We start from the raw sequence: 23,503 nt of genomic DNA on the forward strand, positions 1-23,503 counted from the left end.
CGGTCGGGCGGGGCTATGCCAGCCTCGCCTCCCACCTGGTGCCGTTCGCGGTGGCGCCGGCCGGGAGGCGGTCGCGGGCGGCGGTGTCGCCGTAGAGACTCCAGCGGAACCAGTCCAGGAAGGTGTTCTCGGTCTGGGGGTAGGTCCGGAAGCCGGGGACCAAATATCCGCCGTGGTCCGCCCCGACGTGGGTGAGGAACGCCTTGGGAGCGGGGAGTTCCTCGTAGGCGCGGCGTGCCGAGTTGTAGTCGCAGGTGGGGTCCCGGTCGCCGTGGATGAAGAGCACGTTGGCCGTGACCTGGCCGGTCGGGTTTCCCATGTCGACGCAGGCGATGGGGACGGCCGCGGCGATGCGGTCGTCCGGCCACGCGGTGACCAGGCCGTGGGTGGTCATGCCGCCCATGGAGTGGCCGGAGACGCCGACGCCGGCCCCGGTGGCGATGTGCCCGGCGAGCGGGTCGCCCGAGGCGCCGTTCAGCGCGAGGGTCCGCGTGATGACCTCGGACACGTCCCGCGACCACTCGCCGCCGTAGACGCTCCCGAGGTTGGTGTTGTCGGAGAAGGAGGGAGCGGGGCAGACGAAGCCGGCGGCGGCCAGGCCATGGGTCTGGGAGGAGTAGCAGTCGGAGTTGCAGCCCATGCCGTGGCTGAACTCGACGACGGGGAACACGCCGGCCGCGACAGGGGCGTTGGGGACGGGCGCGCCGCCGGGGGTGCCGGTGGCCGGGTAGAACACCTTGGTGAACAGCGAGCGACCGCCGCGGGCCCAGCGGTACTCCCGGACGCCGATGGCGTAGGTCGCGGTGGGCGCCGGGCTGGCGGCGGGGGCGGTGTGCGCGTGCACCGGCGCGGCGCCGAGCACGGCGGCGCTCATGCCGATCGCTCCGGCCGCGCCGAGTCCCAGGAGCGTGCGTCGTCGCATCGTCATGGGTGACTCCTCGAGTGTGGGGGATGGTGGTGGGGAGGTGCGAGGGACGGCCGGGTGGCCCCGGTTCCGGGTGAGGCTTTGAGGCTTCAGCAGCCGTCGGTGGTGTTGGTGGCCAGGCCCAGGCGCCAGGGGAGTTGGGAGTATTCGCCGCCGGCTGAGGGGTCCATGCCCTGGTAGAGGAGCCGGAGGTCGCAGGGGTCGATCGCCATGGTCTGGTCGTGGGTGCTGCGGACCAGTTCGCCGTGGCTGAAGTCCCGGGTCCACGCGCCGCCGGCGTCGAAGGTGACGTTGTTGGCGCGGGCGAAGGGGTTGTCCTGGGTGGCGGCGAGGGGCGTCCACTGGCTGGTCAGGCCCTCGGCCGTGAAGGAGCGGTACCAGCGCCGCCCGTCGGAGCCGATGGCCTCCCAGATCAGCAGGTACGTGTCGCTGTCGCCGACGCGGTAGACGGCGCCGCCCTCGAAGAGGTTGTTCGCGCTGTCCTCCAGGACGATCCGGGTGTTGCCGAAACCGGCCGGGAAGTCGGCCACGGTCGTCTCGGAGCGGTAGACATGGCCGTTGTCGTCGGCGGAGAACAGGTAGCACATGGTGTCGTCGCAGATGACGAAGAAGTCGAGCCAGTGGCCGTTGCCGATGTTCTGCCGCACCACGTCGGGGACGCTGTCCATGAAGTTCCGCGGCGCCGACCAGCTGGTGGGGTCGTCGGGGTCGGTGGTGGTGGAGAACGAGGGCAGGCCGGTCTGGTAGACGAGGTACCACTCGTCACGGGGTGCGAAGTAGAAGGCGTGGGGCGCCGCGCGGTAGCCGGGTCCGATGGCGGAGCTCGCCTCCAGGTCGGTCTGCGGGGAGGTGGCGGCCTGGGACCAGTCGGTGAAGCTGGTGTGGGCCAGCCCCCAGTCGCCCCTGGTGTCGACCCTGGTGAAGAAGACGTGCCAGGTGCCGTCCTCGTCCTGGACCACGGACGGGTCCTTGACCGCGACGGAGCCGATGTTCGGCGCGGGGGAGATCAGCGGCCCGCTCGAGGTCCACTGGAAGCTGGCGGGTAACCGCTGCTCGGCCGGGGCGCCGGCGGCGGCCCCGTCCGCCTGCTCACCCGAAGCGGGTGCGGCGACCAGTGCGATGACCAGGCCGAGCAGGAGGACGACGGCCGTGTGGAGGGGCCGGGAGCGGGAACGGCGTGCGGGTGAAGGCATGGGGGGACTCCGAGCGGCTCGGCCGGTGGGTTCACCCACGAGAACGTCGCCCGTCCATGGCGTCCGGCACGGTGGCGTGTGGGGGACCTCACCGGGACAAACGGATGGTGCGCGTACCGTCCTGCCAGGTCCGTGCGGGCACGGACCCGTGCGGCCAGACCGAGCGTCCGTCATGTCGAACGCCAACTGGCTCTCCGGACATCTCGGATGATAGCCGGGGCGAGACCTTAGTCAACATACGTCATATGATTTTTCCGCGGCGCCCCGATCGGCGGCGGGTGGCAAGGCAAGGCGTCGGATGTCGGTGAGTTCGACGGTGCTCGCTGTTCGAGGGCGCCTCACCCCGCGAGCCGGACGCCCGCCACTCTCGTCTGACCTCGGTGTATCGATTGCTGCGGTACGGACGAGAACCTCGGGGGGACTTCCTCGCGGCGACACCTTCTGTCCCGCGGTCCACGCCATGTCGAATTCTTGCGCCCTGTTCCGACGTACCTGAGGAACCCCGAACCACACGGGGACGCTCGGACGAGGAAGAGGTCGGAAGATGCTACTCAGAAGAAGCGAACTCGTGCCCCAAGGAGTCGGAGAGTCGATCGGCGAGGCGTTCGCGCGTGCGTCCGCCCGCGGACGCGTCGACGTGCGCCTCCCCGGGGGGTGGCGATGCTGAGGCAGGTGTTCGACAGCGATGCCCTGCCGCCGGGTGACCGGGTGGATGCCTGGCACGAGGTGGTCGCGCGGTCCCTGATCGCGAACCGGATGCACATCGAGCGGCCAGACGACTTCCACGCGTCGATGCGGGCCGCACAGTTGGGGGCGGCGTACATGAGCGTCGCCACCTACCCGTCGCTGCGGTCGCTGCGGACGGAGCGGATGATCAAGCGCTCGGATCCGGAGCTGTACATGCTGGCGAGCCCGCTGCGGGGGCGGTACGTGTTCGCACAGGCACGGCGACAGGCGCTCATTGAACCGGGGGACTTCGTCGTCTTCCCGACGTTCCGCCCCTACGAGGGGATCGTGCGGGCGGGCGACGGCGCGGCCGGCACCCTGGTGTGCACGTTTCCCCGCGGGCTCCTGCCCATGGCGGAGAAGACCGACGGGCTGTGGGGACGACGGTTACCCGGCGAGGAGGGGATCGGCGGCCTTCTCAGAAACTTCCTCACCCAACTCGCCGGCGACGCCCAGACCCAGCTGCCAGGCGACGGACCTCGGTTGGGGGTGGTGCTGCTCGACCTGATCAGCGCCATGCTGGCCCATCACGTTGAGGCCGAGGAGCGGGTGCCACCGGAGTCGCGGCAGCGGGTCCTCTACGCCCAGATCCTGGCGTTCATCCAACGCAACCTCGCCGACCCGGACTTGACCCCCACCGCGATCGCCGCCGCCCACCACGTCTCCCTGCGCAGCCTGCACCGGCTCTTCCACGACCACGGACACTCGGTCACCGCGCACATCCGGCAAGAACGCCTCGAGCGCGCCCGCCGCGACCTGACCAATCACGCGCTGGGCGATCGGCCCATCCACGCCATCGCCGCACGCTGGGGCTTCACCCACCACGCGGCCTTCACCCGCGCCTTCCACACCACCTACGGCACGTCGCCCCGTGACTACCGCCTTCAGGCCCACGGCCGTGCGACGCCCGGTCGCTCCCGCGCGCAGTATCCGTGGTTGGCGGCATCTGATACCGCGGGCCGGGACAGCGGCCGCGCGTGAGCGGACCTGAGGCCGGACCCCGCCCGGCCGGTGGTGCCGGGCGCGGTTCATTTCCGCCTGCGGCCGGGCCATCGAGCTCGTGGAGCGTAGAAGTGCCAGAGCCGGCCGAGGAAGAACCGGCCGAAGCGGTCGAGCGCGGTGGCGCCGCGTGGTCCGGTGGTACGGAAGGTCGTCAACTGGTGCAGGAAGTCGGTGACCGGAATGTGCAGTCGCCCTGCGCCGACGACCGTCGCCCGTGGTTCTTCCTGGCTTCGGACGTGGCCGTCCAGCAGCTGGAAGGGGAGGATGGTCGTCTCCGGCCAGAGACTCAGCGGGGTTTCGCCCGTGAGTTCCTTGCGTCCGGTGAGGGTGTGAGGGCGGTCCTCGGCGTCGGTGAAGTGGAGCCGGTACGTCAGTGCCCGGCCTTCGGCGGCGTCGTCCGGGGAGAATATGCGGCACGAGCCATGCAGGATCGGCCGTCGGCCGCCGAGGCCTGGCGAGTCGATCCAGCCGTCTACCCGGGCCTGGTGACCGGGTTCGTCCAGGAAGCTGTCCACGTCGTCGATCGTGACCGTGAGCCGAGCCGAGATCCGTTTCCGCACCGCGCCGGCGTCGCCTCCTGGTGTGCCCGCCGCGTGCGGATCCCGCGCCCCGGGATCGTAGGACCCACGCATCCGCTCGGTGAAGGTGAGAAAGGTGGTGGCGCGGTATGTGGTGGCGGTGGGCGGGAGGTTCACCGACCGCCGGGCACGCGTGGCGGAGCGGTTCTCCAACAGGCGTGTGCACATGCGGTCGGCCAGCGCCGCGATGGTGAGCGACGGGTTGGTGCCCACCGGCCCCGGGATCGCCGCGCCGTCCGCCACGTAGAGTCCCGGGTGGCCGTGCACCTCGCCGTACGCGTCGCACACGCCGTCCTCGGCCCGGTGTGCCATCGGCGCGCCGCCGACTGGATGGACGGACACGACGCGCTTGCGGTACCACAGCGGGTTGTCCACGTAGCGGGCCTCCAGGACGTCGGCCACCTGCCGCATGGTCGCGCGCAGCCGGTCGAAGTACGCGGCGCTTGTGGCCGTGCTCCAATCGACGTCCAGCCGGCCGTCGCGCAGCCGGAGCATGCCGTCCGGTATGTCCCGGCCCATGCCGAGCAGCGGAACAGAGGTGCTTGAGAGCAGCCCCTGCCCGACCAGTTCCGAAACCGCCCGGGACAGGTTGGTGTCCGGTGCGCGGGTGGCGTTCGCGAGGATCCGCCCGAGCGCGAAACGCATGCCGCGGGAGAGTTGCTGCGGGAGGTGGGCGCCCTCCGAAAGCCAGTCGACGAAGGCGGGGTATCCACCGTCCTCAAGGTATCCGCCGCGACCACGCTCGCCAGGGCCGTCGAGTTCGTCGGGCAGTCGGATCGCGGCTGTGATCACCGGCCCGCGGCTGGGCTCCAGGGGGCGAGGGCGGCCGCCCCTCCCGGCCCTGACCAGGATGGCGAGTAGGTCTCCGTTGGGCGAGAAGCGGGTTCCGAGGGCCGGGCTCAGGCCGGGGAGGTGTCTGCGGGAGCGCAGCAGCAGGGTTGAGGTGCCGTAGGTGCCGGCGGCCAGCACCAGTCGGTCGCAGCCGATCGTCTGCACCGTCGGCGGACCGCTGTGGCCGACCCCTCGGCCCGTGCTGTTCGGGTCGTACCGTACGTAGTCCACCGCGTATCCGCTGCGCGGGAGGGGGCGGATGGCCCGTGCCTCGTGGTGGCTGCGCAGGTCGGCGCCGTGGTGCCGAGCGGCGGAGAGATAGGTGTGGTCGAGGCTGTTCTTCGCTCCTTCGTTGCAGCCGAGGTTGCACTCGCCGCACAGCCGGCAGGTCCTGCGGGCCGTGCCGTGCAGATTGCCGTACGCCGGTTCGTTGATCGGGAGTCCCGGTTCGGGGTCGGCGCCGGGCTCGGGGGCGAAGCTGACGGCGAGGGGCGGCAGTTGGAAGTCCAGTCCGAGCATGTCCGCGGCCTCCCGCATCGCGTGCGTCTTGGGCGTGCGCGTGTAGGGGGGACGCTCCAGCGGGTAGGGCGTCGCGCTGAGCATGCGCTCCACCGCGTCGTAGTGGGGATCCAGGTCGGCGCGGCTCACTGGCCAGGACTCGAATCCGCCGCCGGGCAGTGGCTGTTCGTCGACGAACCAGTGCTCGTCCTTGCGTAACAACACGTTCGCGTAGACGAGGGAGCCGCCCCCAAGGCCACTGGCCACCACGGAGTCGAACCTGCGGAAGCTGCGTACGTCGAAGAGTCCGTGCAGACCCGCTGCCGGGTCCCAGAAGGCGCGGCCCAGTTCCGCCGGGGTGCGGGCGAAGGAACCGGGCGGGTAGGCCCGGCCGCGCTCCAGCAGCACCACCGACAGGCCGGCCTCGGCCAGCCGGTACGCCGTCACGGAACCGCCGAAACCGGAGCCGACGACCACGGTGTCCACGTGCTCTGAGGGAGTGGGAGCCACGTGGTTCGGCATGTCAGTTCGCCCGCCTTTTCAGGAAGTCGAGCATCACCGGGAACACGTCGCGGTGTGCGTGCTTGCCGAGGATGGGGTCGATGTAGCCGTAGCCGGGCAGCACCGCCAATTCGTAGAGGTCGGGGGAGTGCTGCGAGAGGAGCCGGTGGCAGGCGACGTTCGCGTCCCCGAAGACGTTGTTGTGGGCGCCGGTCAGGAAGAGAATCGGTGTGTCCTGCTGTGCCGCGTCGACCAGGTAGTCGTCGGGCAGGTCGGCGTGCCGCCGGTCGGCGATGTCGTACTTCACGGCGCGCCCGGCTCGGGCCATCTTCCGGATGTGCCGGTAGTAGTGCATTCCGACAGGGCCGAGGAGGTCGGCGATGCGGTCATGGGTGGCCGGCGCCAGATTGGCGTGGCTGTAGAGCGCCGGCCACCCTGTGCCCCACATGAAACTCACCATGTGGCAGGCCGGGTTGTCACACTCCTGATGGGCCAGCGACACCAGCCGGGAAAGCAGCCATCCTCGGCTGAATCGTGTGGCCTCGGCCATGCGAGGGTCGACGGAGGCGAGTCCCAGACCGAGTTCGAGGGCTTCCGGCGCGTACTCGAGTTTCCAACGCGACCACCTCGGCACCCGCATGACCAGCGCCACGCTCTGAGATATCAGGCTGGCGACCCCGGAGGCGGCGCCTGCGAACAGGCTCATCATGAACGAGGTCGAGCCGAGGCAGTGCGCGATGACATGGATCCGCCGTTTCCCCACATGCCGGCGCACTTCCGCCAGCGCGGCCGGATGGTCGTAGTGGGCGACATCGTCCAGGGTGAACTGTCCCGGCTCCGTGTTGTACGGGTACCGGTTGCTCATCCGCAGGTCGAGTGTCCACACGTCCTCAAGCCCGTTGTCCAGGAGGTATCGGGCCAGGTTGTAGTGCTCGGGCATGATGAACATGTCGCTGGATCCGGTCAGCCCATGCACCAGCAGGACAACGTCCTCACACTCGCTCCGCTTGAAACGGGTCAAGTCCAGCCTCAGGCCGTCCTGTGTCGTGAACGGGTGCGACGTGACCTCGGCGTCCGGCACACCCACGAGCGTGAACCTGGGAATATTGCGTTCCATCCGAACTCCGACGTAGCCGAATCCCACACGGGTGGCACAGCCGCGACCCCGCCCAGGGGCGAGAGCAGCGTCGCTGCGCGCGGCCCTCCGACCGACGGTGAGCGGGCGGCCGACGACTCCCCGGGCTCATGGTTCCGTGACATCTGGCAGCAGGCACACAACAGTGCGTGCCAAGCCTTTGACCTTCCGAGCCATCCGATGCCCCTGGGATCTCGCAGGACTGAGCCGAGAAGCGGTTGCCGGGGTGAGGCCGTGGGCCGGCGAGGCGCAGCGATCTGCCCCGCCGGCTGACACACCGGGCCCTGTGTTATTCGACGCCGTTGAACTCGGGGGCGCCGATGGTGGTGAACCAGTCGCGGATCTGGTCCTCGTCGTCGGAGAAGGTCAGGGCGAGTTGGAGCAGGACCCGGGCCTTCTGCGGGGTGAGGTCGTAGCCGGGGAGGACGCCTTCGGTGCCGTCGTCGTAGATGGATCCGGAGCCGGTCCTGGTGGTGTTGGCGAACAGGACGTCGTCGTCGGCGATCGCGGCCTCCCGCGCCTCGGACTGGGCGGCGGAGATGCCGCCGGCGCCGTGGCCGGCGGTGACGATGCCGTCGACGCCGGCCTCGGCCAGTGCCTCAATGGGGGTGGCGTCGGCCTCCACGTAGCTGTAGACGATCTCGACCTGGGCCAGGTCGTCGACGTCGACGGTGCTCAGGTCGAACGGGGTGGCCCACTCCTCGGTGCCGCAGTCCAGGACCCGGGCGGGGGCGCGCACGGTCCTGACGTTGTCGCCGTCGACGGTGCCCAGCGCGCCGTAGCGGCCGCCGCTGAAGGTGTCGGTGCGCCAGGCGTCCGTCTTGGTCACCTCGCGGGCGGCGACGAACTCGTCGTTCAGCAGCTGGACGGCGCCGAAGCAGCGGGTCTCGCCGCTGGCGGCGACGCGGATGGCGTTGAAGAGGTTGGCCTCGCCGTCGAAGGAGAAGGTGTTGGCCTGCCGCATCGAGCCCGTGAACACCAGGGGCTTGTCGCTGCGCACGGTGAGGTCGGCCCAGTAGGAGATCTCCTCCATGATGTTGGTGCCGGTGTTGACGACGACGCCGTCGACCTCGTCGTCGGCCATGATGCCGTCCAACTGCCGGGTCATCTCGAAGAGCTGCTCGACGGTCGTGGTGGAGGAGACGCCGGGGATGGCGCCGTCGACGATCTCCAGGTTCGCGACCTCGTCGATCTCGGGGGAGATGCGGTCGAGGACGTCCTGGATGCCGTCCAGGCTCTCGTCGCCGTAGTGGGTGTAGTCGGCGGGGCCCTCGGCGGTGGAGACGATGGTGCCGCCGCCGTCGAGGATGACGATGTTGGGCTTCTCGCCGTCGGCGTCCGTGAACTCGGGCGCGGCGGTCTCGACCGGGGTCGGTTCCGCCTCGGCCTCGGCCTCGGCTTCGCTGGCGGCGTCGCAGCCCGCCAGGAGCAGCAGGGAGGCGGTGAGGGGGAGAGCGACGCGGGCGCGTCGTGGCAGGCCGTACCTCATGGTGGTTCCTTCGACTGTGGTGCGGTGTTGGGGCCGGACGGGCCCGGGGCCCGTCGGCGCGGGCACGGCGCTGTGCCAGGAGGGGGCGGCAACCTCTCGCGGGGAGCGGGGGTGCGCTGGTCCGAGCCGGGTGGCGCAACGATGGTCACCGGGGGAGGCTCGGGGCGGTCAGTGTGGCAGTCGACGTCGAACGCCGGGAGGGCGAGAGCCGCCCTTCCGCCGCGACGCCGCTTCGGGTTTAATGGGCGCTTTTGCCGCACCTGCCGCGCGGCGGGACGAGTGCGCGGGTGCCCGGATGGCGCGGCCGCTGAGCCCCGGGTGACGGCGCCGGGGGTGTTACCGGGTGACCGTGTATGTCAACAGCGGCGTGTTCGCGTGGTGACCTGATGTTTACACGTGGATTCCTCGCCGAAACGTCCCGTTGGTCCACTTTCCGTGTCCGTCCGCGGAAGTCATGGTCGCCAGGGGGTGTTCGTGGGTCTTTGTCCCTGGTTCACTGCGGGTGACGTCCGGATGTTCGGCCGGACGAACGGATGGACAGGCAGCGGAGTGAGGAGAACACAGATGGTGGCAGGCGCCGACGAGGAGACCGAACGCCCCAACTCCGTCCTGGGCAAGGCGCAGCTGCTGCTTGCCGCGTTCGAGTCCGGTCCCTTCCAGCTCCGACTGACCGAGCTGAGCAGGCGCTCCGGGGTGCCGAAGGCGTCGGCCTACCGGCTCGCGCAGGAGCTGGTGCAGTGGGGGCTGTTGGAGCGTCGCGGCGAGTCGTACCAGCTCGGCATCCGGATGTTCGAGCTGGGGGAGCGGGTGCTGGCCTCCGCCTCCCTGCGGGCCGTCGCGCGCCCGCTGCTCACCGACCTGTACACGAGCACCCGCGCCACCATCCACCTCGCCGTGCTCGACGGGACGCACGTCCTCTACCTGGAGAAGATCGCCGGCGGGGCCAGCATCCACAGCCACTCGCAGGTCGGCGGGCGGCTGCCGGCCTGGTGTACCGCGACCGGGAAGGTGCTGCTCGCCGTGTCGCAGTCCGGCCGGGAACAGACGGAGCGGCTGGCCGAGACCGGACTGCCCTCGCTGACCGAGCGCACCGTCGTCTCCGTCGACGCGCTCAGGCGGCAACTCTCCATCGTCGCCGAGCGGGGCTTCGCCCTGGAGGTCGGGGAGACCCTGTCCGGCTACGGCAGCCTCGCCGTCCCGGTGATCGGGGAGGACGGCACCGTGCACGCGGCCGTCTCGGCCACGGCGCCCGTTGCCCAGGTCACGGCGCAACGCCTGGTGCCCCAGCTGCGCGCGACGGCGGCGGGCATCGCGCGGGCGATGGACCGGCGCATGCCCGCCGCACCGGCGACGACGACGCGAAGGCCAGCCGCCGGCTCCCGGGGCCGCGCGACGCTCTGACGACGTTCCGCCGGCGGTCTGATGAGCGGAACGCGCCGCTGGCCGAGCGCCCCGCACCGGGCGATGGTGAGGCGGTGCGACACGCTCGAGGAGGAACCGTGCTGGTAGGGCGCTCTGTGCCGTTGCGCGTGCTCGATCTCACCGACGAACTCGCCTTCCACGGCGCTCGCTCGCTGGTGGGGCTCGGCGCCGACGTTCTGCGGATCGATCCGGGCACCGGGTCGACGCCGGCGGAGCGGGCGCACTGGCACGCGGGCAAGCGCTGGACACGGGCGCGGGACCTGGCGGGTCTTGACGAACTGGCCGCCGGCGCCGACGTCGTGCTGGAGAGCGGGCCGGTCGCCACGCTGCGCGGGCTGCGCGCGGACGGCACCTCGCGCTGGCCGCACGCGGTACACGTGGTCGTGACGCCGTTCGGGCTCACCGGGCCACGGCGTGACTGGACGGGCGATGACCTCGTGCTGGCCTCAGCGGGCGGGATGACCTGGCTCGGCGGTCGGCCGGACGGGCAGCCGAAGCCACCACCCCGTGAGCAGGCGCTGGGGGTGGCCGGCGCCCACGCCGCGATCGGCGCGCTGCTCGGCGTGCTGTCCGGGACCGGTCAACTCGTCGACGTCTCCGTGCAGGAGGCGACCGCCGCCACCCTGGAGACCGGTGCCGTGGCGTGGATCCACGCCGGCCGCCACCCGGTGCGGAACGGCGGGGTGTACGAGCACGTGGCGCACCGGATCTTCGAGGCCGCCGACGGCCACGTGGCCGGCGGCTACTCCGGCAGCGACCGGATGTGGACGGATCTGTTGGCATGGCTGGTCGAGGCCGGCGAGGCGGGCGACCTGGTCGACGAGCGCTGGGGCGACGCCGCCTTCCGGTGGCGCGGTCGCCCGCACGTCGACGAGATCGTGGCCCGGTTCGCGGCCCGCCGGACGGCCGCCGAGATCGCCGAGGGCGGCCGGGCCCGCGCGCTGCCGTGGGCCGAGGTCGTGCCGCCCGAGCGGTTGCCGGACAACCCGCAGCTGCGGGACCGCGGGTTCTTCGTGACGGTCGTCGGCGAGGGTCTGCCCGATGGCGGGGTCGAGGACGTCGGCTTTCCCTGGTCGGAGCTGCCCCGGCCGGTGACGCTCGACGCCGTGCACGAGGCGCCCCGGGCGGCGCCGTGGCGCCACGGGCGGCCACGAGGGCTTCGGGCGCGGGCCGGCGTCCGCCCACTGAGCGGGGTGCGGGTGCTCGACCTGACGTGGGTGCTGGCCGGCCCCTATGCGACCAAGCAACTCGCCGAGCACGGCGCGGACGTCGTCAAGATCGAGTCGCGGCACCGGCAGGATCCCACCAGGTTCGCCCCGTCCATGCGGCTGCGCCCTGGCGCCGGCCACGACGACAGCGGTTACTTCCTCAACTTCAACCGGAACAAGCGGAGCGTCGCGCTCAACCTCCGCACCCCGGACGGGCAGCGCCTGCTGCGCGAGCTGGTGCCGCACTGTGACGTCGTCGTGGAGAACTTCAGCCCCGGCGTGCTCGCCCGGTGGGGCATGGACTACGCCAACCTGCGCTCCCTCAACCCCGACGTGATCCTCGTGTCGATGGCCGGCGTCGGCGGGACGGGACCCTGGCGCGACGCCGTGACCTTCGCCGACACGCTGGCCGCGATGTCCGGTCTGTCCAGCGAGACCCGTGACCCCGGCGGCCCGCCACAGGGCCTGACCTTCGGACTCGGCGACATGGTCGCGGCCAACGCCGCCGTGCTCGCCACCCTCGACCTGCTGGCCGGGGGCCGGGGCGGGCACGTCGACCTGTCCCAGCTGGAGGCCATGGCGGCGACGATGGGCCCGGCCGTGCTCGAACCGGCGCTGGGCCGGCCCGGACCCGACCCGCGCACCGCGGCGCATCCGAACCGCTCGCCGCTCGCCGTGCCGCACGGCGTCTACCCGGCGGCCGGGGACGATCGCTGGGTGGCGGTAGCGGTGCGGGACGAGCCGCAGTGGCGCGCCCTCACCAAGCTCGTCGACCTGCCGGGCGACGGCGACCTGGCGACTCGCCGGGCGCACGAGGACGCCATCGACGCCGCGCTGGCCGCCTGGACCCGGGGTCAGGACGCCGCCACGCTGGCCGCCCGGCTCCAGGCCGAGGGCATCGCCGCCGCGGTCGTGGCGACCGGTCGCGACCTGGTCGAGGCCGACGAACAGCTCGCCGCCCGAGGCTTCTACCAGGAGCTCGACCACCCCCTCACCGGGCCGGTCCGCCACGAGGGCGTCGTGGCCCGGCTGGCGGCCACGCCGGGCGCGCTCACCGCCCCGGCGCCGCTGCTCGGCCAGCACACCACCGCCGTGCTGCGGGAGTTGCTCGGGCTGAGCGACGAGCGGTGCGCGGAGCTCGCGGCCGCGGGCGTGCTCGAGTGACCGAGAGAAGCAGTGAACGAGGAGGACTCCCCATGACGGTGTCGGTGCTCGACGTGGTTCGCGACGGCGCGGTGGCCACCATCCGGATCGACCGGCCCAAGGCGAACGCCGTCGACCCGGCCATGATCGAGGAGTTCCTGGCCGTGCTGCCGCCCCTGGTGGCCGATCCGACGGTGCGCTGCCTCGTCGTCACCGGCACCGGCCGGTTCTTCGTGGCCGGCGCCGACATCGCCGTGATGCGGGACCTGTCGGACGAGAACCAGGCCAGGATGCGGCGCTGGATCGACGTGCAGCGGACGCTCGAACTCGCCCCCAAGCCCGTCGTCGCCGCCATGAACGGGCACGCCCTGGGCGGCGGCGCCGAGCTGTCGCTCGCCTGCGACCTGCGGATCCTGCACGCCGACGCCAGCTTCGGCTTCCCCGAGATCGCGCTCGGCCTGTTCCCCGGCGCCGGCGGCAGCCAGCGGCTGCCCCGGCTGGTCGGGCCGCACCTCGCCAAGCGGCTCATGATCGAGGGCGAACGGCTCACCCCCGGGCGGGCGTTGGAGCTCGGCCTGGTCGACGTCGTGGCCGACGCCGCCGAGTTCGACGCCGTGGTCGCCGAGCACGCCCACCGGCTCGCCGCGAAGCCGACCGCTGCCATCGGGCTGCTCAAGCGGGTCGTCGACGAGGGCTTCGGGCTGCCCGTCGAGGAGGCGCTGCGCCGCGAGGAGAAGGGCGTCCGCGAGCTGACCAGGACCGCCGACGCCGCCGAGGGCCTCCAGGCGTTCCTCGACAAGCGCGCGGCGGCCTTCACCGGCCGCTGACCCGCACCGGCCGGCGACCCGCCGCGGCGACAGTCCGCCCAGCGGACCTCCGTGCTGGCTTCCGGCGGCCGCCGATGGTGGGCTCTGCCCGGCAGGACGCCGGAGAGACGGAAGGATCCGCATGACAGCACCACCGGAGAGCCACTACGCCGACGGCGGTGGGATCCGCTACCACTACCACGACCTGGGCGTCGGCCCCGACACGATCTTCCTGCACGGTGGTGGCCCAGGCTGCACGGCGTGGAGCGACTTCGGCCCGGTCACGCCGCTGTTCGCCGCCGACCGGCGCTGCCTGCTGGTGGACATCCAGCAGTACGGCAGGTCGGAGAAATCCCGCATCGAGGGGCCGATGTGGGACCACCACGCCGCGAAGACGGTCGGCCTGATGGACACGCTGGGCGTGGACCGCGCCGACTTCGTCTGCAACTCCTGGGGCGGCACCATCGCGCTCAACCTGGCCGCGACGTACCCGGACCGGGTCCGCTCGCTGGTGGTCACCGGCAGCATGCCGGTCTTCCACGGCCCGCTCGCCCCGCTGCCCGAGGGCGGCCGCCGCGGCCGCAACGCGCGCGACGTCTACTACGGCGGCGAGGGCCCGACCCGCGAGAAGATGCGCGAGCTGATCACCCGCCTCGAGTGGTACGACGGCGCGAAGCTGCCGGAGGAGACCCTCGACCTGCGGTACGAGCAGAGCCTCGACGAGGGCGAGCGTGCGCTCGCCGCCAGGTCCGACTCGCCCCGCGGCGACTGGCAGGACCTCACCGAGGAGCTGGGACGGATCCAGGCGCCCACCCTGTTCGTCTGGGGCATGCACGACGCGTTTCTCACCCCGGACTACCCGCTGATGCTCGCCCGCATGGTGCCGAACGGAAACCTGCACGTGATGGACCACGTCTCGCACCACCCCCAGGAGGAGCGCCCGGCGGCGTACCACGCCGTGGTCACCGGCTTCCTCGACTCGATCGCCCCCCGTCACACACCGGAGCACCGCCCGTGAGCATCTGGACCGAACTGAGCCCGACCCCCTTCCGCGTCGAGTACGTCGACGCGGGCGGCGTGCGGACCCGCGCGCTGCGCGCCGGCGACCCGCAGGCCCCGGCCGTCGTCTTCCTGCACGGCACCAGCGGCCACCTGGAGGCGTTCACCCGCAACATCGGCGCCCACGCCGAGTTCGACCTGCACGCCATCGACATGCTCGGCCACGGCTACACCGGCAAGCCGAACCGGCCGTACGAGATCGCCGACTACGTCGCGCACCTGCTGGACTACCTGGACGCCGTCGGCGTCCGGGCCGCCCACATCGTGGGGGAGTCCCTCGGCGGCTGGGTCGGCGCGCGCGCCGCGATCGACCGGCCGGGGCGCGTCCTGAGCCTGCAACTGCTGTGCTCAGGCGGCACCGTGGCCAATCCGGCGATCATGGAGCGGATCCGCACCAGCACCAGGAACGCCGTGGCCAGCGACGACGTCGACCTCACCCGCAAGCGGCTGCGGCTGCTGATGGCCGACGACGCGGACGCCACCGAGGAACTGGTCGAGGTCCGGCACGCGATCTACCACCAGCCCGACTTCGTGGCCAACGTCGACAACCTGCTCTCCCTCCAGGACATGGAGCGCCGCCAGCGCAACCTGCTGCGGCCCGAGCACCTGGCCCGGATCGTCCAGCCCACCCTCGTCGTGTGGGGCAGGCAGAACCCGTTCGGCGAGGTCCCGGAGGCCGCGGCGATGCACAAGGCGATCCCCGGCTCGCGGCTGGAGCTCTTCGACGCCTGCGGGCACTGGCCGCAGCACGAGCAGGCCGAGCGGTACAACGCCCTCAGCCTCGCCTTCCTCCGCGGGGCGGTGGACTGATGCGGGCGGCCAGGTTCCACGCCTGGGGCACCCCGCCGGTGCTCGACGAGATGCCGGAACCGGTCCGGGAGGCCGGCCAGGTGCTGGTCGCCGTCCAGGCCGCCGGCGTCGCGCACCTCGACGTCAGTGTCGCCTCGGGCGACTTCGGAATGCGGCCGAACCTGCCCTACGTCGGCGGCGTCGAGGGCGCGGGCGTCGTCCTGGAGGCCGACGCCGACTCCGGGCTCGCCCCCGGCACCCAGGTCCTGCTGCGCGGCGCCGGCCTCGGCCTGCTGCGGGACGGCACCTGGACCGAGCGGGTCAGCGTGCCCCGCAAGGCCGTCACGCCGCTCGCCGCGCCGCTGCCCCCCGAGGTCGCCGCCAGCTTCTTCGTCCCCGCGACCACCGCCCACGTCGCGCTGCACGACGTCGGCGGGGTGGCGAAGGGCGAGGAGGTCGTCGTCGTGGGCGCGGCGGGCGCGGTCGGCTCGATGGTCGCGCAGCAGGCGCTGGCCGCCGGCGCCACGGTGATCGGCGTGGTGGGCCGGGCCGACCAGCTGGCCCGGGTGCCCGAGGGCGTCGAGGCCGTCGACGCGACCGACCCCGAGGCGGCCGGCCGCCTGGCGGCGGCCCGGTCGGCGGACCTGTTGGTCGACACGCTCGGCGGCGCGGAGCTGATCGGCCGCAGCCGGTGGGTGCGGCCGGGCGGCCGCGCGGTCGTGATCGGCTATGTGACGGGGCCCAGGGTCGAACTCGACCTGCCGTCCTGGCTGCTGAACGACGTCGCGCTGCTGCCGGTGAACATGATCAGGCGGGAGCGGCGGGCGCGCGAGGTGTCGGCGGAGCTGGTCGGCCGGCTCGCGGCCGGCGAACTCCGGCTCGCCGTCGAGACGTTCGACCTGGCCGACACGGCCGCGGCGCTCGACGCGCTGCGGGCCGGCCGGGTCAGGGGCCGGGCGGTCGTCGTCCCGACGTGACGGACGCGGCCGCCGCCCGGTCCCAGGTGTCGGCGGTGACCCCGCGTTGCCGGAGGACCGCCTTGCGGACCTTGCCGGTCTCGGTGAGCGGCAACGCGGGTACCACCTCGACGTACCGGGGCACGGCGAATCCCGGCAGCTCCAGCGCGCAGTGCTGGGCCAGGTCCGCCGGGTCGAGCACCGCGCCGGGGCGCGGGACGACCACGACCATGACCTCGTCCTCGGCCAGCTCGGAGGGCACCGGGAACGCCGCGGCCTCGACCACCGCCGGATGGGTGCGGAGCGCCGACTCCACCTCGTGCGAGGAGACGTTCTCGCCACGGCGCCGGATGACGTCCTTGATCCGGTCGACGAAACGGAACCAGCCGTCGGGTTCGCGGACCACCCGGTCGCCGGTCCGGCGCCAGGAGTCCGACGGCTCCGGCGGACCGCCCAGGTAGCCGGTCGAGAAGGCGTGCTCCCGGTGGCTGCGGACGACGAGTTCGCCGGCCGTCCCGTCCGGGACGGGGGCCAGCGCCTCGTCCACGACCCGCGCGTCGAACCCGGGGCGCACGGTGCCCATCAGCCCGGGGCGGGCGTCCCGCGGGGTGGAGCCGATCACGAGGTTGGTCTCCGTGGAGCCGAAGCCGTCGACCAGGGTGACGCCGAACCGCTCGCGGAACGGCCCCCACGCCGGCCCCGGGGTGGCCGGCGACAGGCCGCGCCGCACCCGGTGCGCCCGGTCCCCGGGACCCGGCGGCTGGGCCAGCAGCATGGGCACCATCGCCCCCAGCAGGTAGCCGACCGTCGCCTCGGCCTCGGCCACCCGCGACCAGTACCGGGAGGCGGAGAACCGCTCGTCGAGGACGCAGCTCGCGCCGACCGTCATCGCCTGCGCCAGCATGTTGATCGCGTTGGTGTGGAACAGCGGCAGGCAGCTGTACAGCACGTCGTCCGCCGTGAGACACAGCGCCTCACCGACGCCGCGGCCCCACCAGACGAACTGCGCCTGGGGACAGCGCACGCCCTTGGAAGGACCGGTGGTGCCCGAGGTGAAGAGGACCGCGGCGGTGTCCTCGGGCCGCGCGGGCGCGGGGGCGACCGCCTCGGCCGCGCCGGCCCGTGGCGCGTCCGCGGCGCCCACCAGCCACGTCGGGCCGCGGTATCCGGCGGCGTGGGCCCGCGCCACCAGCGGCGCCTCGCCGTAGAGGAAGGACGGCTCCGCCACGTCCAGCGCGTGCCGCAGCGAGCCGCCGACGAGACCGGTGTTGAGCGGGACCGCGACCGCGCCGAGCCACGCGCAGCCCAGGATCAGGTCGACCAGCTCGATCCGGTTCGACATCAGCGCCGCGACCCGGTCGCCGGGCCGGCAGCCACGGGCCGCGAGCGCCCCGGCCATGCCGGCGACGGCCGTTCTCGTCTCCGCGTAGTCACGCGTCACCCCGCCCAGGCGCAGGAAGGGCCGCTCGCCGAAGCGGCCGGCCGCCTCCTCGACGAGCTCGGGCACGGTGGCCGCCAGGGATTCCATACCCGGATGCTGCCCGGCGCCGCGCCCGCGATCAAGTGCCCGGTCTGCTGAGCGGCACCCCGCCGGGGCCGGGCCGACCGCCCCGGTCTGTTCAACGGAACAGGCCGGTAGGCGAACCGGCCCCCGCCGCCGATGCTCGACGCCAGGAACCGAAAGCGGCAGGAGGTCACGCACCATGACGACGGGTGAACGCCCACTCGCCTCCACGGGCAAGGCCCGGGCGGGGCGCACTCCGGCGGAGGCGCCCGGCCGGCAGGACTGGGCTTCGTGGCCCCACTACGACGGGGCGGCCGAGGGCTTCCGCGGCTACTGGTACCCGGTGACCTGGTCGAGCCACGTCACCGACAAGCCGCGGCCGTTCACGATCTGCGGTGAGAAGATCGCGCTGATCCGCGACGGCGGCACGGCCTACGCCCTGCACAACCGGTGCCCGCACCGGGGCGTTCCGCTGTCCGAGGGCGACCAGCAGTTCCCCGGCACCGTGAGCTGCCCGTACCACGGCTGGACCTTCGACCTGCCCACCGGCAAGCTCGCCGCCGTCATCACCGACGGCCCCGGCTGCCGGCTGGTCGGCAAGGTCGCGGTGCGCGCCTACGCCGTCGAGGAACGCCTCGGCATGGTCTGGGTGTACATCCCGATCGCCGACGAGGAACCGCACCCGATCGACGCGCAGCTGCCCGAGGAACTGGTCGACAACCCCTTCGTGATGGGCGGCCGCATCGAACCGCGCGGCGGCAACTGGCGGTTCGCCTGCGAGAACGGCTTCGACGAGGGGCACGCCAAGTACCTGCACCGGACGGCCCTGTGGCGGCTGTTCAAGCCCATGCCGACCTGGAACATCACCCGGATCGTGCCACGCGGCCGGTGGATCTACCGCGTCCAGGACGAGGTGCACTGGGAGGCGGACTTCCCCGGCGTCGGGCACTGGTCCAACAAGCGGTGGTGGAAGAAGCGGCCGCCCAAGGAGACCTTCAACATCGGCAACACCGGGAAGGCCGACAAGGTCGACCCGACGATCGAGGCCCAGGAGTTCCCCGGCTTCGCGTCCCTGTCGATGCCCGGGGTGCTGCGCATCGCCTACCCCAAGTTCATCCACTACGAGTTCTACGTCCCGGTCGACGCGGACCACCACCGCTACGTCGGCGTGATGGTCAACTTCACCGAGGGCTGGGAGACCCTGCGGTTCTACGCCAAGTACCTGGGCGCGATCCGCTGGCTGTTCCACGGCCAGTTCTCCGGCCAGGACGCCTGGATGGTCGATGTCACCGACGCGCCGCCGGAGAAGCTCTACCGCCCCGACATCTCGCTGACCGCCTGGCGGAACCTCAGCGAGGAGGAGTACGGCGGGAAGCTGGCCGCCGTCGGCGCGCGGCCCCAGGACCCCACCGCCCGGAAGAAGGCATGACCATGTCCCGCACCCTGCTCACCCTGCTGGCCGGGGCCGCCATCGCCGTCGCCCTCCCGCTGGCCAGGCGGCGCCTGGCCCGCACCACCATGACCCAGGTCCACAGGATCAACCAGTGACCGCCCAAGGCCCCGAGCGCCCGGACGGCCTCGCCGGCCTCGACGACCGGCGGCGGGCCTGGACCGCGGCGGCGTGGCGGCACGTCACCGCCGACCGGCTGCGCGAACTCGTCGTCGGCCTGGTCGACGTGCCGAGCCCGACCGGCGACGAGGCCGCGCTCGCCGGGCACATCGCCGACACCCTCGCCGCCGCCGGATGCCGCGCCCGCGCCCAGCCGCTCGACGACCGGCAGGCCAACGCCTGGGCCAGGCTCGAAGGCGACGGCACGGGTCCCGACCTGATGCTCTACGCGCCCATCGACACCCTGACCGTGGGCGAGGAGCGGGAGGACCTGCCGTGGATCGGCCCCGAGCTGCGCGAGGACATGCGCCCGCGCGCCACCGTCGTCGACGACGACCTGGTGACGGGGCTCGGCGCCTCCAACCCGAAGGGCCACGCGGCCTGCGTGATGATGGCCGCCGAGGCGATCGCCCGCGCGGGCGTCCCGCTCACCGGCGACCTGGTCGCGGCGTTCGGCGCCGGCGGCATGCCCACCAACGCCCGACCGGTCGGCGTCCGACGCAACACCGGCCAGGGCGTGGGCTGTTCGTTCCTGCTCGAACAGGGCGTGTGGACCGACTACGCGGTCATCGCCAAGCCCGGCTGGACGGTCTCCTGGGAGGAGGTCGGCCTGGTCTGGTTCGAGGTCACCGTCCGCGGCACGCACACCTATGTCGGCTCCCGACACCGGCTGCCGTACGACAACACCATCGCGGGCGCCGGCGAGGTGGCGCGCCACCTCGAGGAGTGGTTCGTCGGGTACGCCGAGCGGCACACCCGGGGCACCGTGGCCCCGCAGGGCGTCGTCTCCTCGGTGCGCGGCGGCTGGCCGCGCATGGCGGCCGTCACCCCGGCCGCCTGCACCCTGATGGTGGACCTGCGGATCGGGCCCGACACCAGCCCGATGGCGGCCAAGCGGGAGTTCACCGCGGCGCTCCGCGCGCTCGCCGAGGCGCGGCCGGGGCTCGACGTCACCGCCGAACTGGTCCTCGCGATCCCCGGGACCAGGACCGAGCGGGACAGTTGGATCTTCCGCAGCGCAGCGGCCGGCTGGGTGGCCTTCGAGGGGCGCGAGCACGAGGCCGTCCCGGGCAACAGCGGCGCCACCGACGCCAACATCCTGCGGGGGCGCGGCATCCCCACCGTGCGGGTCGGCATGCCGAAGGTCGCCCGGGAACAGGCGCCGTTCCCGATCGACTTCGCCCGGGGGATGAACACCGTCTCCGTCACGGCCATGGCGAGCCTCACCCGCCACCTGATCCGCACGGCCGTCGACACCGTCACCCGGTCGCGCGCCGAACTCGAAGAACCGGAGGGAGCAGCCGCATGACCGAGATCGTCCTGGGCGTGGGTGCCTCGCACAGCACGCTGATGAACACCCACTGGGAGGAGACCTTCCACAAGGACCGCGCCGAGCGGTTCCGCGACGCGCTCGGGGCGGCGCGCGACGCGCTCGCCGCGGCCCGCCCCGACACCGTGGTCCTCGTCGGCTCCAACCACTTCCGCGGCTTCTGGCTCGACCTGATCCCGGCGTTCACCCTCGGCGTCGGCGAGTGCGTCGCCAACGGCGAGTCGGGCACCCCGGAGGGCCCGCAGCCGGTGGACGTGGAGCTGGCCCGGCACCTCGCCGACTCGCTGGTGGAGAGCGGCCGCTTCGACCTCGCCTTCTCGGCTAGGCTGCGGATCGACCACGGCCAGTCGCACGCCATTCAGTACCTGCTCGACGGCCTCGACGTGGAGATCGTGCCGTTGGTGGTCAACATGTTCGCCCCGCCGCTGCCGACCCTGGAGCGCTGCGAGCGGCTCGGCGCGGCCGTCAGGGACGCCGTGCTGGCCTTCCCGGGCGACCGGCGGGTCGCGGTGATCGGCTCCGGTGGCCTCTCGCACCGCCTGCCCTGGCCCGACTGGCGTGATCCGCACGGCGAGGACGAGGAGTTCATGGTCGGCGCCTGGCTCGACGGCCGCGAGAACTCCGGGGAGTACGACGCCCGGCGCCGGGAGATCATCAGGGCCGCCGAGGCCGCGCTCTCGCCCGAGTTCGACGAGGAGTTCCTGAGCCGTCTCGAACGCGGCGAGCTGCGGCGGCTCACGGCCCTCAGCTCCGCGGAGCTGGAGAAGGCGGCCGGCAACGGGGCGCAGGAGGTGCGGTCCTGGCTGCTGATGGCGGCGCTGCTCGACCACGCCCCCGGCCGGCGCCTCGCCTACGAGCAACTGCCGGAGTGGCTCACCGGGATGGCCGTCGCCGTCATCGACCCGGCGCGGGGGACGGAGCCGTGACGGTCACCACGCTGCGGCCCGCGGAACGCGACGACGCGGACCCGACGAACTCGGTGCTCGGCAAGGTGCGGCCCATCCTGGAGGCCTTCACCGCGGACGACGACTCGCTCTCCCTCGCCGAACTGGTGCGCCGCACCGGGGTGGCCAAGGCCACCGTGTACCGCCTCGCCCAGGAACTGGTCCTCTGGGGGCTCCTGGAACGCGCCGGCTCCGGCTACCGGCTCGGGCTGCGGCTCTTCGAGATCGGCCAGCGGGTGCACCGGCAGCGGGTGCTGCGCGAGGCGGCCCAGCCGTACATGGAGGACCTGCTGCTCGTCACCCGGGAGACCATCCACTTCGCCATCCACGACGGCCTCGACGTGGTGTACCTGGAGAAGATCTACCCGCACCGCGGCCTCAACGAGGAGTCCCGGGACGGTGGTCGGCTGCCGCTGTACTGCACGGCCACCGGCAAGGCGATCCTGGCCTACTCGCCGGGCTCGCTGTTCGCCGCCGTGGTCGGCGACGGGCTGCCGCGCGTCACCTGCCACACGGTCACCTCGCCGGGCCGGCTCCGCGCCCAGCTGGAGCGGATCAGGGCGGAGGGCGTCGCCGTCGAGGCCGAGGAGGTGCGCCTCGGCTACGTCAGCATGGCGGTGCCCGTCTTCAGCGGCCAGAACGTCCTCGTCGGTGCCCTGTCCGTCACCGCGCCCAGCTACCGGATGGACGTCTCCGCGCACGCCGCGGCGCTGCGCACGGCGGCCCTGGGGATCGGCCGGGCGCTGCGGTGAACGGGGGTCGGGAGGGAACGTCCTGCTCACCGGAACGATTTCGTGGGGCGGGGCCGGGGGCGTCCCTACGCTCCGGGGCCATGAGTGTGCTTCCCGACGTGCCGACGAGCACGGACGCGCCGGCCACGATCGAGACGGACGTTCTGATCGTCGGCGCCGGCCCCGCCGGACTCTACGGCGCCTACTACGCGGGCTTCCGGGGCCTACGGGTCGCGGTCATCGACGTCCTGCCCCAACTGGGCGGCCAGGTCAGCGCGATGTACCCGGAGAAGCCGATCTTCGACATCGCGGGACTCCCCGCGGTGCGCGGCCGCGACCTGGTGGCCAACCTGGTCGCCCAGGCCGAGCCCTACGGCCCCCACTACCTCCTCGGCCAGCGGGCCGTCGAGCTGTCCCACGGGCCCGAGGGACGCCCCGTCGTCACGAGCGACCGGGGGACGACGATCGTCGCCGGAGCCGTCGTGATCACCGGCGGCGTCGGCACGTTCACCCCCAGGCCGCTGCCGGCGGGCGAGGCGTACCTCGGCCGCGGCCAGGTCTACTTCGTGCCCGACCCGGCCGCGCACGCCGGCGAGGACGTGGTGGTCGTCGGCGGCGGGGACAGCGCCTTCGACTGGGCGGCCACCCTCTTCCCGGTCGCCGGCTCGGTCACCCTGGTCCACCGCACGGGGCGCTTCCGGGCGCACCGGGCGACCGTGGAGAAGGTCACCGGCCTCGGCGTCGAGATCGTCACGGACTCCGAGGTGAGCGCGCTGCACGGCGCCTCCCGCCTCCAAGCCGTCGAGGTCAGGCACCGGACCACCGGTGCCACCCGGACGCTGCCGGCGCACACCGTCGTCGCCGCCCTCGGCTTCGTCGCCGACCTCGGCCCGATCCAGCACTGGGGGCTCGCCCTGAACGCCCGGCGGATCTCCGTGGACACCCGGATGGCCACCAACCTCCCCCGCGTCTTCGCCGCCGGGGACATCACGGACTACCCCGGCAAGGTGCGCCTGATCTCCGTGGGGTTCGGCGAGGTCGCGACCGCGGTGAACAACGCGGCCACCGTCATCGACCCGGAGGCCGCCCTGTTCCCCGGGCACTCCACCGAGAAGGAGAACTGA

At 72.6% G+C, this 23,503-nt stretch carries 18 protein-coding genes; 12 read left to right on the top strand and 6 right to left on the bottom strand.

The annotated features are described in order from the left end of the window. Positions 1–13: 13 nt before the first annotated feature. Positions 14–928 (bottom strand): alpha/beta hydrolase family protein, encoded by a 915-nt coding sequence (locus tag RNC47_RS01385; RefSeq protein ID WP_311594711.1) that lies wholly within the window; start codon positions 926–928, stop codon positions 14–16. Between the two features lie 86 nt (positions 929–1,014). Then, positions 1,015–2,118 (bottom strand): non-reducing end alpha-L-arabinofuranosidase family hydrolase, encoded by a 1,104-nt coding sequence (locus RNC47_RS01390; RefSeq protein ID WP_311594712.1) that lies wholly within the window; start codon positions 2,116–2,118, stop codon positions 1,015–1,017. 672 nt (positions 2,119–2,790) lie between these two features. Here RNC47_RS01390 and RNC47_RS01395 point away from each other — a divergent pair. Beyond that, positions 2,791–3,825, top strand: a complete 1,035-nt coding sequence (locus tag RNC47_RS01395) for an AraC-like ligand-binding domain-containing protein (RefSeq protein WP_311594713.1) — start codon at positions 2,791–2,793, stop codon at positions 3,823–3,825. Between the two features lie 47 nt (positions 3,826–3,872). Here the strand turns inward: RNC47_RS01395 and RNC47_RS01400 are convergent, their stop codons facing one another. The 3 genes from RNC47_RS01400 to RNC47_RS01410 all read right to left on the bottom strand — a co-directional run bounded on the left by RNC47_RS01400 (position 3,873) and on the right by RNC47_RS01410 (position 8,878). Continuing rightward, a complete protein-coding gene (locus RNC47_RS01400; protein ID WP_311594714.1) occupies positions 3,873–6,275 on the bottom strand; it encodes an FAD-dependent oxidoreductase in 2,403 nt (800 codons plus the stop codon). Position 6,276: 1 nt separating this feature from the next. Further along, positions 6,277–7,335, bottom strand: coding sequence for an alpha/beta fold hydrolase (locus RNC47_RS01405; RefSeq protein WP_311594715.1), 1,059 nt, complete (start codon positions 7,333–7,335; stop codon positions 6,277–6,279). 343 nt (positions 7,336–7,678) lie between these two features. Then, a complete protein-coding gene (locus RNC47_RS01410) occupies positions 7,679–8,878 on the bottom strand; it encodes an asparaginase (RefSeq protein WP_311594716.1) in 1,200 nt (399 codons plus the stop codon). Between the two features lie 564 nt (positions 8,879–9,442). On the opposite strand from RNC47_RS01410, the gene RNC47_RS01415 reads away from it, so the two are divergent. From RNC47_RS01415 to RNC47_RS01440, 6 genes are all read left to right on the top strand, one after another. Continuing rightward, complete coding sequence (locus RNC47_RS01415; RefSeq protein ID WP_311594717.1) at positions 9,443–10,279, top strand: IclR family transcriptional regulator; 837 nt, start codon at positions 9,443–9,445, stop codon at positions 10,277–10,279. 98 nt (positions 10,280–10,377) lie between these two features. Then, positions 10,378–12,672 (top strand): CaiB/BaiF CoA-transferase family protein, encoded by a 2,295-nt coding sequence (locus tag RNC47_RS01420; RefSeq protein ID WP_311594718.1) that lies wholly within the window; start codon positions 10,378–10,380, stop codon positions 12,670–12,672. A gap of 32 nt (positions 12,673–12,704) precedes the next feature. Next, on the top strand, positions 12,705–13,478 hold the full coding sequence (locus tag RNC47_RS01425; protein WP_311594719.1) for an enoyl-CoA hydratase/isomerase family protein: 774 nt from the start codon (positions 12,705–12,707) through the stop codon (positions 13,476–13,478). A gap of 121 nt (positions 13,479–13,599) precedes the next feature. Next, a complete protein-coding gene (locus RNC47_RS01430) occupies positions 13,600–14,475 on the top strand; it encodes an alpha/beta fold hydrolase (protein WP_311594720.1) in 876 nt (291 codons plus the stop codon). Beyond that, a complete protein-coding gene (locus RNC47_RS01435; protein ID WP_311594721.1) occupies positions 14,472–15,326 on the top strand; it encodes an alpha/beta fold hydrolase in 855 nt (284 codons plus the stop codon). Before RNC47_RS01430 ends, RNC47_RS01435 begins: the two co-directional genes overlap by 4 nt. Further along, positions 15,326–16,282, top strand: a complete 957-nt coding sequence (locus RNC47_RS01440; protein ID WP_311594722.1) for a zinc-binding dehydrogenase — start codon at positions 15,326–15,328, stop codon at positions 16,280–16,282. The genes RNC47_RS01435 and RNC47_RS01440 overlap by 1 nt, the downstream gene beginning before the upstream one ends. On the opposite strand, the gene RNC47_RS01445 is transcribed toward RNC47_RS01440, so the two are convergent. Further along, positions 16,251–17,789 (bottom strand): AMP-binding protein, encoded by a 1,539-nt coding sequence (locus RNC47_RS01445; RefSeq protein WP_311594723.1) that lies wholly within the window; start codon positions 17,787–17,789, stop codon positions 16,251–16,253. The two genes, RNC47_RS01440 and RNC47_RS01445, sit on opposite strands and share 32 nt — an antisense overlap. A gap of 175 nt (positions 17,790–17,964) precedes the next feature. Between RNC47_RS01445 and RNC47_RS01450 the strand changes: the two genes are divergently transcribed. The 5 genes from RNC47_RS01450 (at position 17,965) to RNC47_RS01470 (ending at position 23,503) form a co-directional block, all read left to right on the top strand. After that, on the top strand, positions 17,965–19,194 hold the full coding sequence (locus RNC47_RS01450; RefSeq protein ID WP_311594724.1) for a Rieske 2Fe-2S domain-containing protein: 1,230 nt from the start codon (positions 17,965–17,967) through the stop codon (positions 19,192–19,194). Positions 19,195–19,309: 115 nt separating this feature from the next. Next, a complete protein-coding gene (locus RNC47_RS01455; protein ID WP_311594725.1) occupies positions 19,310–20,683 on the top strand; it encodes a M20 family metallopeptidase in 1,374 nt (457 codons plus the stop codon). Next, positions 20,680–21,630, top strand: a complete 951-nt coding sequence (locus RNC47_RS01460; protein ID WP_311594726.1) for a DODA-type extradiol aromatic ring-opening family dioxygenase — start codon at positions 20,680–20,682, stop codon at positions 21,628–21,630. Before RNC47_RS01455 ends, RNC47_RS01460 begins: the two co-directional genes overlap by 4 nt. Then, positions 21,627–22,400, top strand: a complete 774-nt coding sequence (locus RNC47_RS01465) for an IclR family transcriptional regulator (protein ID WP_311594727.1) — start codon at positions 21,627–21,629, stop codon at positions 22,398–22,400. Before RNC47_RS01460 ends, RNC47_RS01465 begins: the two co-directional genes overlap by 4 nt. Before the next feature lie 80 nt (positions 22,401–22,480). Next, entirely contained in the window at positions 22,481–23,503 is a 1,023-nt protein-coding gene (locus RNC47_RS01470) for an NAD(P)/FAD-dependent oxidoreductase (RefSeq protein WP_311594728.1), read from the top strand.

Source organism: Streptomyces millisiae, from assembly GCF_031845425.1.
Classification (GTDB): Bacteria; Actinomycetota; Actinomycetes; order Streptomycetales; family Streptomycetaceae; genus Streptomyces; species Streptomyces millisiae.